The following is a 14,643-nucleotide window of genomic DNA, read 5'->3' as shown; positions in this document are numbered from 1 at the left end:
TGGATCTTTCGCGAGATCGCCCATTTCCTGGCCACCGGCGAACACCTGCCGGCGCCAGCATTGGGCGAAGTCCGGGGCTGGTTGCTGGACCACCTGCACGATCATTACAGCCTGTATGGCGAAGACACCGGCGTGCGCAGCGCGCGCAAGCACCTGGGCTGGTACGCCCAGTCGCTGCCGCTGCCGCCGGGTGCGGCCGCGCTGTTCCGCTCGCGCGTCAATGCGCTCACCACCGTGGATGCGCAGCTGCGTTGCGTGAGCGACAGCCTGGACGAATGGTCCGCCGGCGCCGACCCTCCCTCAAGCGACAACTGGAAACTGGCCGCATGAAACAGACCAACCTGCACGACTGCGTGCGTGCCAGCATGGAAGACTTCTTCCACGACCTCAACGGCACCGACCCTTCCAACCTGCACGACATGCTGCTCAAGGCCGTGGAGAAGCCGCTGCTGGAAGTGGTGATGGAGCAGGCACAGAACAACCAGTCGCGCGCTGCGCAGTGGCTGGGACTGAACCGCAACACCCTGCGCAAGAAGCTGCTCGAGCACAAGCTCATCGACTAGGGCCTGTTCACACCATTTCACAACTTCACAAGGCCCTTCCATGCGCGCACTCATCTCCGTTTCCGACAAGACCGGCATCGTCGAACTCGCCCAGGCCCTGCACGACCTCGGCGTGATCCTGCTCTCCACCGGTGGAACCGCCAAAATGCTGGCAGACAATGGTCTTCCCGTGACCGAAGTGGCCGAGGTCACCGGCTTTCCCGAGATGCTCGACGGTCGCGTCAAGACACTGCATCCCAAGGTGCACGGTGGCCTGCTGGCGCGCCGCGACCTGCCCGAGCACATGAGCGCGCTCCAGGCCCATGGCATCGACACCATCGACCTTCTGATCGTCAACCTCTACCCGTTCGAGGCCACGGTGGCCAAGGTCGGCTGCACGCTGGAGGACGCGATCGAGAACATCGACATCGGTGGCCCGGCCATGGTGCGCAGTGCCGCGAAGAACTGGAAGGACGTCGCGGTGTTGACCGATTCGGCACAGTACCCGTCCGTGATCGACGAACTCAAGGCCAGCGGCAGGCTCAGCGACGCGACGCGCTTTGCGCTGTCGGTGGCCGCATTCAACCGCATCAGCAACTACGACGCCGCGATCAGTGACTACCTCTCGAGCATCACCTTCGAAGCGGGCGCGAGCGTGCCGCAGCGTGGTCTGTTTGCCGGTCAGTCCAACGGCCGCTTCGTCAAGCTGCAGGACCTGCGCTACGGCGAGAACCCGCACCAGAGCGCCGCCTTCTACCGCGACCTGTACCCCGCGCCCGGCTCGCTGGTCACGGCGAAACAGTTGCAGGGCAAGGAGCTGAGCTACAACAACATCGCCGACGCCGACGCCGCCTGGGAATGCGTCAAGAGCTTCGATGCGCCCGCCTGCGTGATCGTCAAGCACGCCAATCCGTGTGGTGTTGCCGTGGGCACGGGCGCGCTCGACGCCTACAGCAAGGCCTTCCAGACCGACCCCACCAGCGCCTTCGGCGGCATCATCGCGCTCAACCGCACGCTCGATGGCGTGGGCGCGCAGGCGATCAGCAAGCAGTTCGTGGAGGTGCTGATGGCGCCCGGCTATACGGACGAGGCGCTCGAGGTGTTCAAGGCCAAGGCCAATGTGCGCGTGTTGCAGATCGACCTGCCGCCTGGCGGCCCTACCCCTTGGGACAAAGGCCTCAACCTCATGGATGTGAAGCGCGTGGGCTCGGGCCTGCTCATGCAGACTGCCGACAACCACGTGCTGCAGCGGGCTGACCTGAAGGTGGTGAGCAAGCTGCAGCCGACCGAGCAGCAGATCGACGACCTGCTGTTTGCCTGGAAGGTGGCGAAGTACGTGAAGTCCAACGCCATCGTGTTCTGCAAGGACGGCATGACCATGGGCGTGGGCGCGGGCCAGATGAGCCGCCTGGATTCAGCGCGCATCGCCAGCATCAAGGCGGGGCACGCCAAGCTGTCGCTCCAGGGCACGGCGGTGGCCAGTGACGCCTTCTTCCCGTTCCGCGATGGCCTGGACGTGGTGGTGGACGCGGGCGCGACTTGCGTGATCCAGCCGGGCGGTTCGATGCGCGATCAGGAGGTCATCGACGCGGCCGACGAGCGGGGCGTGGTGATGGTCTACAGCGGCGTTCGCCACTTCAGGCATTGAAAGAACTCACCCGCGCCAGCGCCTTGCGCTGTCACCCCCTCGAGGGGGCGCTACTTGCGGCCCGGCGAAACCGGGTCCGCGGTGGCTCTTGCCGATGCCCCTCGCTCGTCACAGTGTCTTGAACACGTCGCGCGCTGCTGCAACTGTTGCCTCAATATCCTGCGCGGTGTGCGCCGCGCTCACGAAGCCGGCTTCGTACAGGGCCGGCGCGATGTACACGCCGCGGTCCAGCAGACCATGGAACAGCGCATTGAAGCGCGGGCCGTCGGTGGTCATGACCTTGGCATAGTTCTGTGGCAGCTCGTCGAACAGGAAGAAGCCGAACATGCCGCCTTCGCTGTCGCCGCACAGGGCAACTCCTTCGGCCGCCGCGGCAGTCTTGAGACCATCGACCAGCGAACGCGTGGTGGCCGACAGGCTCTCGAAGAAGCCCGGCTTGCGAATCTCGCGCAGCGTGGCCAGACCACAGGCCGTGGCCACCGGGTTGCCCGACAGAGTGCCGGCCTGGTACACGCCGCCCAGGGGGGCGAGCTGCTCCATGACCGCGCGCTTGGCGCCGAAGGCCGCCAGCGGCATGCCGCCACCGATCACCTTGCCCATCACCGTCATGTCAGGCTCAAAGCCGGGGATGAGCTTCGCGTAGACGCTCTGCGCGCCACCGAGCGCGACGCGGAAACCCGTCATGACTTCGTCGAACGCCAGCAGCGCGCCGTGCTGCGTGCACAGCTCGCGGCAGCGTGTCATGAAGGGCACGCTGGCGCGCACGAAGTTCATGTTGCCGGCGATCGGTTCGATGATCAGGCAGGCGATGTCGGCGCCATGCTCGTCGAACGCCGCTTCGAGCTGGGCCACGTTGTTGTATTCGAGGACCAGTGTGTGCTGCACCACCTCGGGCGGCACGCCGGCGCTGGTCGGGTTGCCGAATGTGGCCAACCCCGAGCCGGCCTTGACCAGCAGCGCGTCCGCATGGCCGTGGTAACAACCTTCGAACTTGACGATCTTCTTGCGCCCCGTCGCGCCTCGTGCGAGACGGATGGTGCTCATGCCGGCTTCCGTGCCCGAGCTCACAAGCCGCACCATGTCGATGCTGGGCACGAGTTCGATGATCGCCTCGGCCAGTTCCACCTCGCGCTCCGTGGGCGCGCCAAACGAGAAGCCTTCAATGACCGCACGCTGCACCGCTTCCACCACCGCCGGGTGGCCGTGGCCCAGGATCATTGGCCCCCATGAGCCGATGTAGTCGATATAGCGCTGGCCATTGGCGTCCCAGAAGTGGGCGCCCTGCGCGCGCTGCACGAAACGGGGCGTTCCCCCCACGGCGCGGAACGCGCGAACAGGCGAATTGACGCCGCCCGGGATCCGCGCACGGGCGCGGTCGAACAGCTGCTGGTTGCGATCGGTGGTGGTCATGGTCGGTGGATCAATGCCGCGTGGTGTCCAGCGGGAAGTCATCAGCGTCGAGCAGGCTGTCGGTGGTGTCCTCGCCCCCAGACTCTTCTTCGCCGCTCTCGTCATCGTGTGCCCAGAAAAGGCGGTCCGGTACGGCATGGCCCATGCCGGGCTGGAAGCCCGCGTCAAGGCACTGGTCAAGGTAGGTCAAGGCCTCGGCGCACGCGGATTGCAGGTCGCTGCCGCCCGCGATCAGTGCACACAACGCGGCCGACAGCGTGTCGCCAGCACCCGTGAAGGTGGCCTCGAAGCGCTCGTAGCGTGCCGTGGCCAGCACGGTTTCGGGCGAGGTCAGGTGGCTCTCCAGGAACTGGTCGGCGGCGTTGAAGCCGGTGACCAGGGTGTAGGGCACGCCATGCACGGCCGCCGCTCTCGCCACCTCGCGCGGGCTCGGGGGGCGGTCGCCCTCCCATTCCGGCAACAGCCAGCGGCACAGCGTGCTGTGGTTGCCGACCAACACCGTGGTCTGGGGCAGCAGCAGCTCGGCGCACGCGTCCAGGTAGGTCTCGATCGCAAGCTCGTCCCACCAGGACAGGTCAGGCATGTAGGTGATCACCGGCACCTCCGCATAGTCGGTGGTGATCTCGGCAATGGCGCTCAGGTTCTCCGGGCTGCCGACGAAGCCGACCTTGAAGGCCTGCACCGGCATGTCCTCGAGCGCGCAGCGGGCCTGGTCGGCCACGGCCTCCTCGTCGAACGCGATATGGTCATGGATGTCGGAGGTGTCACGCACATAGGCGCCTGTGACCACGGCCAGCACGTGTGTTGACGCGCTGGACATGGCGGTGATGTCTGCGCTCAGTCCACCTGCGCCGCTGGGGTCGCTGGCGTTGAAGCTCATCACGCAGGGAAGAGAGGCCTCGCCTGGGCGCTCCACCTCGGTGCGCGCGGAGGGTTCGGATGTATCGGGCATGTCGTACGGTAGGGGAGTAAGGGTGGCGCCGCGGTCGTCCGGGCAAAGATGCAGGCGTGGTGCGCGGCAGGGTCGACAGCCGGTGTCACTGGCTTGCGGAGCGGTGCAGGGCTGCGCAAATGGCTCGATACAATGCTTGCATTCTAAGACAATGCCCCCTATAACCATGACCGAAACCAAGACTTGGATGTGCCTGATTTGCGGCTGGATTTACGACGAAGCCGAAGGTGCTCCTGAACATGGCGTGGCGGCGGGGACCCCTTGGGCTGAAGTGCCGATGAACTGGACGTGCCCTGAGTGCGGCGCGCGCAAGGAAGATTTCGAAATGGTGCAGATCTGATGCTGGCACGGTGCACCTGATGGTCTCATTGCGAACCCTGTACCGCATTTTCGGGTCTCGCATTCCCTGTCCCGTCCCACCCTCTGGAGCTAGTGAATCGTGAGCACAACGCCTGCCCTCAAAGTCCTGGTGGTCGACGACAGCAACACCATCCGACGCAGTGCCGAGATCTTCCTCAAGCAGGGCGGACACGAAGTCCTGCTTGCCGACGATGGCTTCGACGCGCTGGCCAAGATCAACGACTACCAGCCCGATCTGGTGTTCTGCGACATCCTCATGCCGCGCCTGGATGGGTACCAGACCTGCGCGATCATCAAGCGCAATGCGCGTTTCGCCAACATTCCCGTGGTCATGCTGTCGTCGAAGGACGGCGTGTTCGACAAGGCCCGTGGTCGCATGGTCGGTTCGCAGGACTACCTCACCAAACCTTTCACCAAAGACCAGTTGCTGCATGCAGTGCAGCAGTTTGGCACCAACCTAACTGGAGCCGTGTGATGCCCATCCGGAAAATCCTTGTCGTCGATGACTCGAAAACCGAGCTGATGGTCCTGTCCGACCTGCTGAGTAAAAACGGCTACACGGTGAGCACCGCTGAGAATGCGGACGAGGCCTTTCGTCGCCTTGGCGAGGAAAAGCCCGACCTGATCCTGATGGACGTTGTGATGCCCGGTCAGAATGGGTTTCAACTCACGCGTGCCATCACGCGGGACCCTCAGTATTCGAGCATCCCCATCGTCATGTGCACGAGCAAGAACCTGGAAACCGATCGCGTCTGGGGCATGCGCCAGGGCGCTCGCGACTACGTCACCAAGCCGGTGGACGCCGAAGAACTTCTGTCGAAGATCCGGGCGCTGGGCTGACCGCAGCAAAAGACCTCAACCGCATCGAGCATGGCCAAACGTCAGTCACTCAAGGAACTCCAGGAACGATTGGCACAGCGTTTGACGGCCGCCAAGACCGAAGCCGTCACCGCGACCTGGTTGGCCGTCGAGGCCAGTGGCCGGCCCTACCTGCTCCCCCTGGTTCAGTCAGGCGAAATCTTTCCCTGGTCGCCGCTTCAGCGAGTGCCATACACCAAGCCCTGGTATGCCGGTGTGGCCAGCCTTCGTGGTGGCCTGCATGGCGTGATCGATCTCGCACGGCTGGTTGACGCTGCCACCGGCGCGCCAGCCTTGCCTGCCACCGAGCGGGTGACGTCCGAATCGCGCCTGATCAGCCTGCACGCAGCTCTGGGTGTCAACGCCGTGATCTGGATTGACCGGCTACTGGGTCTGCGCAATCCGGCCATGTTTTCCGCCATCGGGACCAACCCCGAAGGCGCGCCTTCCTATTTCACCCGCTCTCTGGTGGACCTGCAGGGTCAGGCCTGGCAGGAGCTGGATTTGCAATCGCTGGTGGCAGAGCCCGAGTTTCTGGCGATTGCAGCCTGAAGGTTGAACCCGCGGACCGCATGGGGTCCATTTGTCATTCTGTTTTCAGTTGGAAGGTTATTACATGGCTATGCTTGATCGATTCCAGGGTCTCTTCAAGAAAAAAGCCGGCGACGAACCCGACCTTTCCAACGCCACCGACCAGGATGTGGCGGAGATCGCCGCGGCCAGGCTGGCGCCAGATCCTGCGGTGGATGGATACGGTGGCAGCCCGATGGTGGAGGACGACGAGGACAGCGCCGCGCAGGCAGGCCTGGTGTCCCTGCCCTTGCTGGGACGGCGTCCCGCGGACCAGCACCAGCGGTCGTTGGCGGTGTTGCTGGCCTTCGGTCTTGTCGTGCTCGGTGCAGTGACTTTCTTTGCGTTGAGTCAGACGGAGCGGGTCGGTCAGCAGGTGGCCGCCAGCGGTCAGGCGTTGATGCAGTCGCAACGTCTTGCCAAGAGCGTGTCGCAGGCGCTGATCGGCAGCCCCGAGGCGTTCCCGGAGGTGAGGGACAGCTCGGACGTGATGGCTCGCGCTCTGCGAGGCCTCAAGCAGGGCGACGCCGAGATGTCGCTCAACGCGCTCGGCCCGGCTTACGCAGGCCAGCTCGATGAGTTGCTGCCCAAGATCGACGAGGCCGAACGCAATGCGTCTGCCGTGCTGGCGCAGCAGAAGATCCTGACCCAGGTGGGCGACGCCTTGCGCACCATCAACCGCCAGTCCTCGGATCTGCTCGAGATTGCCGAAACCATCTCTTCTCTGAAACTGCAGCAGAACGCCCCGGCGGCCGAGATCTCGGCGTCGGGCCAGCTCGTGATGCTGACCCAACGCATCGGCAAGTCCGCCAACGAATTCCTGACCATGGAAGGCGTGAGCCCCGAAGCCGTGTTCCTGCTGGGCAAGGACTTGAATACGTTCAAGGAAATTTCCGAGGGCCTGCTCAATGGCAGTGATGAACTGCGACTGGCGGCGGCGCGCGATCCGCAGGTGCGCGAGCGACTGGACGCCCTGCTCAAACTGTACGAAGCCACGCGTGTGGAGGCCGGGGCCATCCTGGGCAACCTGCAGGGCCTGGTGTCGGCGCGCGAAGCGCAGGCCGGCATCATTGCCGACAGCGAGCCACTGCGCCTGGGCCTGGAAAAGCTGCAGGGCGATCTGTCTTCGCGCTCGGGCCTGGGTGGCGGCGAATTCCTGGCGCTGCTGTTCTCTGCGCTGTTCGCCCTGCTGTGCGCGGCCGGTCTTGCCTACGTGCAGTTGCAGGACAGCCGCCAGCGTCAGCTGACCGCGGAATCGCAGCGGCTCGCCGCCGAATCGCTGGAGCAGGACGCCAAGCGCGTCAACGACGCCAACCAGGCCGCCATTCTGCGACTGATGAACGAACTGCAGACGGTGGCCGAGGGCGATCTGACGCAGGAAGCCACCGTGACGGAGGACATCACGGGAGCCATTGCCGACTCGGTGAACTACACGGTGGAGGAGTTGCGTTCGCTGGTGGGCAACGTGCAGGCCACGGCCACCCGAGTGGCGCAAACGACGTCCGCGGTGGAGAGCACTTCCACCGAGCTGCTGGCTGCCTCCACGGAACAGCTGCGCGAGATTCGCGAGACCGGCCAGTCGGTGCTGGACATGGCGCAGCGCATCAACGAGGTGTCTGGCCAGGCGCAGGAATCCGCCACGGTGGCGCGCGCATCGCTGCAGGCTGCCGAGTCGGGTCTGCAGGCGGTGCAGGATGCCATCGGCGGCATGAACGCCATTCGCGACCAGATTCAGGAGACCTCCAAGCGCATCAAGCGACTGGGCGAGTCGTCGCAGGAGATCGGTGAAATCACCGAGCTGATCTCGGACATTACCGAGCAGACGAACGTGCTGGCGCTCAACGCCGCCATCCAGGCCGCGTCCGCGGGCGAAGCCGGTCGCGGCTTCTCGGTGGTGGCGGAAGAAGTGCAGCGACTGGCTGAACGCTCCGCCGACGCGACGCGTCAGATTTCCGCGCTGGTGAAGGCGATTCAGACCGACACGCAGGATGCGGTAGCCGCCATGGAGCGATCCACGCAGGGTGTGGTCGAGGGAGCCAAGCTCTCGGACAACGCGGGTACTGCGCTGTCCGAGATCGATCGGGTGTCGCGCCGACTGGCCGAACTGATTGAACAGATTTCCAATGCCGCATCCCGCGAAGCTGACTCCGCCAACGAAGTGGCTGGCAACATCCAGCACATCTTCGCAGTGACCGAGCAGACCGGAGAAGGTACGCGCTCGACCGCCCAGCAGGTGCGGGAGCTCTCCGCGATGGCCGAAGAACTGCGCCAGTCCGTGGCGCGATTCAAGATCGCGTAAGCCGACCGGTCCGCGTCTGTCCGTCTGTGCCAACCCACTGGAAGAACATGCTCGACACCGCCACCGACACCGACAGCCTGAACACGGACGCGCCGGTCGCCGATCTTGGCCCGCTGGCGTGGGTCTTCGAAGAATTGCGCAAGTCGCTCGATGGCGCCAACAAGGCCATCAGGCGCTTCGTGCGCGAGACCGAGCAGTCGCGCAACAACGACCTCGAGGCGGTGGACCCGGGCTCCCTGCGGCTGGCCCGCCAGCAACTGCACCAGGCCGTGGGCGCCCTCGAGATGGTGGGTCTGGGCGCTCCCGCGCAGGTGTTGCGCGCCATGGAGGCGGCGGTGCAGCGTTTCGTGCAGCGGCCCAATACCTGCACCGAGGCAGCGGCGGGCAAGGTCGAGCGCGCCAGCTTCGCCCTGATCGAATACCTCGAATCGGTCCTGAACAACAAGCCTGTGCAACCGGTGGCGCTGTTCTCCCAGTACCGCGACGTGCAGGAGCTCGCCGCGGCCGAGCGCGTCCACCCGGCCGATCTGTGGCCCTTCGAACACCGGGGTCTGGAACTGGCCGCGCCGGACGGGGCTGCGCCGCTGCAGTGCAATGCGGCCATCCGCTCCCTCTTCGACCGCCTGGTGTTGCTGGTGGTCAAGACCCAGAGCGCGGCCGCGGCCACGCAACTGGCCAAACTCAGCGCCGGCCTGTCTGCAGGAGCGGCCGAAGCGCGTGCGCGCACTTTCTGGCGGATATCGGCCGCGTATTTCGAGGCGGTAGCGCATCGCTTGCTGCCGCCGGACGTGTATGTCAAGCGCGCCACCTCGCGCATCCTTCTGCAGTTCGTGAATCTGGCCCAGGGCAAGCCCCAGATATCAGAGACCTTGCTGCACGATCTGCTGTTCTTCTGCGCCCAACCGGCCAGCGTGTCTGCGGCGACAACGCCCCATCTGGCCGCGGTGCGCGAGGCTTTTGGTCTGGGCAGCCTGCCGCCGGTGGACTACCACCAGGCCACGCTGGGCCGCTACGACCCTGCCGTGCTGGCGCAGGCGCGCAAACGCATCCATGCCGCCAAGGAAGTGTGGTCGCTGTACTCCGGTGGCGATGCCAGCCGCGCGCGGCAGGTGGCCGATCAGTTCAGCCTGATCGGTGACTCCCTGCTCAAGCTGCACCCGGCCAGCACGGCGCTGGCGCAGGCCCTGGTGAAGGCCGCCGACCAGGCGGTGCACGAAGCCGGTGGGGTGCGCCCTGAACTGGCCATGGAGGTTGCCACCACGACCTTGTACCTGGAGGCCGCCTTCGAGGACTTCGATCCCAGCGCCCCCGAACTGACCGAGCGCACGCTGGCTCTGGCCCAACGGCTCGAAGGCGTGCTTGCTGGCCAGCCCGCGCAGCCTCTGGACGCATGGATGGAGCAGCTCTACCGCCGCGTGAGCGACCGCCAGACCATGGGCAGCGTGGTGGGCGAACTCAAGGTCTCGTTGAGCGAGGTGGAGAAGTCGCTCGATCAGTTTTTCCGCACGCCCCAGGAGAAAGCGGGCCTGCACGTGGCCGTGTCCCAGCTCGGGCAGATGCGTGGCGTGCTTTCCGTGCTCGGCCTGGATCAGGCGGTGAGCACGGTTGCACGCATGCGCAACACGGTGGACCAGATCCTTGACACCGAGGTGGACGAGGCCATGGCTCGCGAAGCCGGCACGTTCCAGCAACTGGGCAACAACCTCAGCGCGATGAGCTTCCTGGTGGACATGCTCAACTATCAGCCTGCGCTGGCGAAGAAGCTGTTTGTTTTCGATGAGGAGAAGGGCGAGTTGCTCCCCCTCATGGGCCGCACCGTGGGTGCGGCGGCGCCGCACCAGCCATCACGCGACGAGGCGCAGGCCATCAGCGAGGGCGTGCAGCGCGTGGTCGACGGCGTGCAGGGGGGGCTGAGTCTGGTCGACCTGAGCGAGCAGCTTGGATCCCTGGCGGATCAGGCGTCGCTGGCCGAACAGTCCGGCGTGGCGCGTGCCGCGCGCGAGGCCGCGGAGGCCGTGGTCAAGGACGATGCCACCGCCGGTGCTCAGGCGCTGGTCGGGCTTTCCGAGTCGTCCAACCCGACCCGCAGCGCGGAGCCCCTGGCCGCGAGTGACGAAGAGACGGATGAAGACGATCTGCTCGACATCTTCCTGGAGGAGGCCCGCGAAGTCGTGGCCAACGGGCTGGAGGCCGTGTCGCACCTGCAGGTTCAGCCGAGCGATCTGGAGCATCTCACGACCTTGCGGCGCGCTTTCCACACGCTCAAGGGCAGTTCGCGCATGGTGGGCCTGGACGAGTTTGGCGAGGCAGCCTGGTCGATGGAGCAACTGCTCAACACCGTGCTGGCCGAACAGCGACCCGCGAGCCCGCCACTGCTGACGCTGGCAGGCGAGGCGATGCAGGAATTCGCGCGCTGGGTGGACGACATCGCCGCGCACCGCGCCGATGCATGGCGTTCGCAGCCCTTCCGCGCCAGCGCCGAGGCGCTGCGCGACCAGGGCCAGTACCTGCCTTTGGTGCAATTGGCCCCGGCGCCCGTGGCCGACGTGTCACCACCGGTCGACGAACCCGCGCAGGCGCAGAACGAGTCCACCGGCGATCCGGATCCGCAGGCCCCGGCAGACGACATGCCGACGGACAGCGGCATGGGGGCACTGCCGCCGACCGATTTTGTGGACACCAATGCGCTTCCGCTGCTGGACGAGACCGTCGAGCCGTCCGCGCAAGCCCTGTCCGGCGAGCCACTGCTGGCCGACATCGATTTCAGCAGCCTCGAGGCCCTGTCCACCAATGCCGGTCCTGCCGCCGAAGCGGAAGCATCGGCTCCGGTGGAACTCACCGAACTCGTTGAGCCGGTTGCGAGCACGGCATCCTTGCCTGAAGGGCAGGCCGTTGCCGAAGTTCCATCGGAGGTGGCATCGCCAGATGAGCCCGTGTCTGGCCCCGAACCCACTTTCGGACTCGATTCCGAGGCGACGCCGGACGAGCAGACCCGTGTCATTGGTCCTCTGCGCATCGGGCTCAAGCTCTATAACGTCTATCTCAACGAGGCCGATGAATGGTCGCGCCGCCTGAGCACGGTACTCGCGGAATGGTCGCTTGAACGGCACGAGCCCGTGCCCGAGCAGGCCGAGGCGCTGGCGCACTCGCTCGCGGGCAGTTCGGCCACCGTGGGCTTCGAGTCGCTGTCCAACATCGCACGTGCGCTGGAGCACGCCCTGGAGTCGGTCGGTCTGCACCAGCAGGCGGGGCAGCCTGCCACTGCCGCACAGGCACAGTTGTTCGTCGAGGCTTCCGAGGACATTCGCCGCCTGTTGCACCAGTTCGCCGCCGGCTTCCTCAAGGATGCCAGCCCCGAGCTGATGGCCGCGCTGTACCGTGTAGTGCACGACCCAATGCCCAGCGACACCGGCGAGCCGGAAACCGCCGCACCGGCCGGGCCCGAGAGCGAGACCGGGACTGAGGCCTCGCCGCCGGATGCCGCGTCGCAGCCCGCCGAAGTCGCGTCGCCCGTTCTGCCGCTGACCGGCTTCGAGGTGCATGCCCAGCCCGAGCACGCGACCGCCTTCACGGCGCCGCATGCCGACACCAGCCGCGTACACACGCCGGTGCAGGACATCGACGACGACATCGACGTGCTGGACACGATCGATGTGGACCTGTTCCCCATCTTCGCGGAAGAGGCACAGGAGCTGATGCCGCAACTGGGCAGCGCGCTGCGCCAGTGGGTGGCGCGTCCGGACAACGCCAGCGCCCGCGCCGAGGTGCTGCGCAACCTGCACACGCTCAAGGGCAGCGCGCGCCTGGCCGGTGCCTTGCGACTGGGTGAAATGGCGCACCGCATGGAGACCACGGCCGAGCGCCTGGGCTCGGACGTGCAGCGCGGCACCGACCTCGAACCCCTGCAGAGTGCATTCGATGCGATCAGCGCGCGCTTCGACCAGTTGCGCAACGCCGACGCCCGCATTGAAGACGTCCTGCAGACGGCCCCCGAACTGGCGGTGGCACCGGTCGTGATGGCGCCAGTCCCCGCCATGGATGTTGCGCAACCCTTGACACCGGTCGAGGCACCGGCCACGGTCGATACCCCCGGTCTGGCAGGCCTGACCCTGCCGGTTGCGCCCACCGCTGTGCAAGCCCGTGCTGGCGCCGCCGTGCGCGTGCGCCCGGAACTGCTCGATCGCCTTGTCAACCAGACCGGCGAGGTGATGATCACGCGCGCGCGCATGGAGTCCGAACTCGTGACCCTGCGCGGCTCGCTCAAGGACCTCACGGGCAACCTGGATCGCCTGCGCGGCCAGCTGCGCGACATCGAGCTGCAGGCCGAGACACAGATGCAGTCGCGCCTGGCACAGGCGCGCGACGCCGACCAGTCGTTCGATCCGCTGGAGTTCGACCGCTTCACGCGGGTGCAGGAGCTCACGCGCATGATGGCCGAGTCGGTCAACGACGTGGCCACCGTGCAGCGCAACCTGCAGCGCGCCGTGGAATCCACCGAAGACAGCCTGGTCGCCCAGGCGCGTCAGACGCGCGAACTGCAGCGCGACCTGCTGCGCACGCGCATGGTGGAGTTCGAGGGCATTTCGGAGCGGCTGTACCGCGTGGTGCGGCAGGCGTCCAAGGAAACCGGCAAGCAGGTGCGGCTGGACATCACCGGCAACATCGAAATGGACCGGGGGGTGCTGGATCGCATGACCGGCGCCTTCGAGCATCTGCTGCGCAACAGCGTGGTCCACGGCATCGAGGCACCCGAGTTGCGCCAGCAACTGGGCAAGCCGGCCGAAGGCCAGATCGAGATCGTGCTCGGCCATGAACTCAACGACGTGTCGCTGGTGTTCACCGACGATGGCGGTGGCCTGGACCTGGCGCGTCTGCGCGAGAAGGGTCGCGCCCAGGGCCTCATCCCGCCCGAGGGCGACTTGAGCGACGAGGATGCAGCGCAGCTGGTGTTCGAGCCCGGGTTGAGCACGGCGCGCGAGGTCTCCGAACTCGCTGGCCGCGGCATCGGCATGGACGTGGTGCGCAACGACGTGGTGGCGCTGGGCGGCCGGATTGAAACGGCCACGAAGGCCGGGCAAGGCAGCAGTTTCAAGCTGGTGCTGCCACTGACCACCGCCGTCACGCAGGTGGTGATGCTGCGCGCTGGCGCGCTCACGCTGGGCGTGCCGTCCAACCTGGTCGAGGTGGTGCGCCGCCTGAGCAACGATGACCTGGCCAAGGCCTATGCCACCGGGCATCTCAATGTGGCTGGTGAGGACGTGCCGTTCTACTGGGCTGGCGCGTTGCTGCAGTCGTCGGCTCATTCGACCGAGGCACAAGGCCGCACACAACCGGTGGTGATCTTCCGAAGCGCCGCGCAGCGCGTGGCCATGCACGTGGACGAAGTGCTGGGCAACCAGGAAGTGGTGGTGAAGAACCTCGGCTCGCAGCTCTCGCGGCTGCCCGGTCTGGCGGGCATGTCGGTGCTGGCGTCGGGTGCCGTGGCGCTGATCTACAACCCGGTGGCCCTGGCCACGGTGTACGGCGCGCAGGTGCCCGAATGGGTGGCCAGCCAGCAGGGCCTGGCGCCGCAGGCCGCATCGGGCGATGCGTTGCTGGCGCAGAACGCGCTGGAAGTGAACGCGGTACCTCTGGTGCTGGTGGTGGACGACTCCATCACCGTGCGCCGCGTGACACAGCGCCTGCTGCAGCGCGAAGGCTACCGCGTGACGCTCGCGGCCGATGGCCTGCAGGCGCTCGAGAAGCTGCAGGCCGAGCGCCCGACCGTGGTGCTGTCCGACATCGAGATGCCGCGCATGGACGGCTTCGACCTGGTGCGCAACATCCGCAGTGATGCGCGCCTGTCCGACCTGCCGGTGATCATGATCACCTCGCGCATCGCGGAGAAGCACCGCGAACACGCGCGCGAACTTGGCGTGGACCACTACCTCGGCAAACCCTATGCGGAAGACGAGTTGCTGGCCCTCATCGGGCACTACGCCAAGGCCGCCGCAGAGGCTTGATC

Annotated in this window: 11 protein-coding genes; 9 read left to right on the top strand and 2 right to left on the bottom strand. The window is 66.2% G+C overall.

The genetic code is table 11. From position 1 onward, the window contains the following. From K5880_RS20870 to purH, 3 genes are all read left to right on the top strand, one after another. Positions 1-330 (top strand): tRNA-dihydrouridine synthase (locus tag K5880_RS20870; RefSeq protein WP_297657065.1); only part of this gene is annotated, 330 nt, incomplete at its 5' end. After that, positions 327-563 carry a helix-turn-helix domain-containing protein gene (locus K5880_RS20865; protein ID WP_297657062.1) on the top strand — a complete coding sequence of 79 codons (237 nt, stop codon included), beginning with the start codon at positions 327-329 and terminating at the stop codon, positions 561-563. The genes K5880_RS20870 and K5880_RS20865, both read left to right, overlap by 4 nt. Before the next feature lie 40 nt (positions 564-603). Further along, positions 604-2,190 (top strand): bifunctional phosphoribosylaminoimidazolecarboxamide formyltransferase/IMP cyclohydrolase, encoded by a 1,587-nt coding sequence (gene purH / locus K5880_RS20860; RefSeq protein ID WP_297657059.1) that lies wholly within the window; start codon positions 604-606, stop codon positions 2,188-2,190. Positions 2,191-2,298: 108 nt separating this feature from the next. Here purH and hemL read toward each other — a convergent pair whose 3' ends face one another. Together hemL and K5880_RS20850 are read right to left on the bottom strand one after the other, a co-directional pair. Beyond that, positions 2,299-3,600 carry a glutamate-1-semialdehyde 2,1-aminomutase gene (gene hemL, locus K5880_RS20855; RefSeq protein ID WP_297657056.1) on the bottom strand — a complete coding sequence of 434 codons (1,302 nt, stop codon included), beginning with the start codon at positions 3,598-3,600 and terminating at the stop codon, positions 2,299-2,301. Between the two features lie 10 nt (positions 3,601-3,610). Continuing rightward, positions 3,611-4,552 carry a bifunctional hydroxymethylpyrimidine kinase/phosphomethylpyrimidine kinase gene (locus K5880_RS20850; RefSeq protein ID WP_297657053.1) on the bottom strand — a complete coding sequence of 314 codons (942 nt, stop codon included), beginning with the start codon at positions 4,550-4,552 and terminating at the stop codon, positions 3,611-3,613. 166 nt (positions 4,553-4,718) lie between these two features. On the opposite strand from K5880_RS20850, the gene K5880_RS20845 reads away from it, so the two are divergent. From K5880_RS20845 to K5880_RS20820, 6 genes are all read left to right on the top strand, one after another. Next, positions 4,719-4,892, top strand: a complete 174-nt coding sequence (locus tag K5880_RS20845; RefSeq protein ID WP_066266800.1) for a rubredoxin — start codon at positions 4,719-4,721, stop codon at positions 4,890-4,892. A gap of 96 nt (positions 4,893-4,988) precedes the next feature. Continuing rightward, on the top strand, positions 4,989-5,387 hold the full coding sequence (locus K5880_RS20840; protein ID WP_297657080.1) for a response regulator: 399 nt from the start codon (positions 4,989-4,991) through the stop codon (positions 5,385-5,387). Next, positions 5,387-5,752, top strand: coding sequence for a response regulator (locus K5880_RS20835; protein ID WP_297657047.1), 366 nt, complete (start codon positions 5,387-5,389; stop codon positions 5,750-5,752). The genes K5880_RS20840 and K5880_RS20835 overlap by 1 nt, the downstream gene beginning before the upstream one ends. A gap of 30 nt (positions 5,753-5,782) precedes the next feature. Further along, the gene (locus K5880_RS20830; protein ID WP_297657044.1) at positions 5,783-6,322 is read left to right on the top strand and encodes a chemotaxis protein CheW; all 540 of its coding nucleotides are present in this window, start codon (positions 5,783-5,785) and stop codon (positions 6,320-6,322) included. Between the two features lie 64 nt (positions 6,323-6,386). After that, entirely contained in the window at positions 6,387-8,639 is a 2,253-nt protein-coding gene (locus tag K5880_RS20825) for a methyl-accepting chemotaxis protein (RefSeq protein ID WP_297657041.1), read from the top strand. A 47-nt stretch (positions 8,640-8,686) separates the two neighbouring features. After that, positions 8,687-14,641, top strand: coding sequence for an Hpt domain-containing protein (locus K5880_RS20820; protein ID WP_297657038.1), 5,955 nt, complete (start codon positions 8,687-8,689; stop codon positions 14,639-14,641). The last annotated feature ends 2 nt before the right edge of the window (positions 14,642-14,643 follow it).

Origin of the sequence: Hydrogenophaga sp. (genome assembly GCF_025699295.1) — a bacterium.
GTDB lineage: Bacteria > Pseudomonadota > Gammaproteobacteria > Burkholderiales > Burkholderiaceae_C > Hydrogenophaga.
This window is presented reverse-complemented; position numbering and strand designations above follow the sequence as displayed.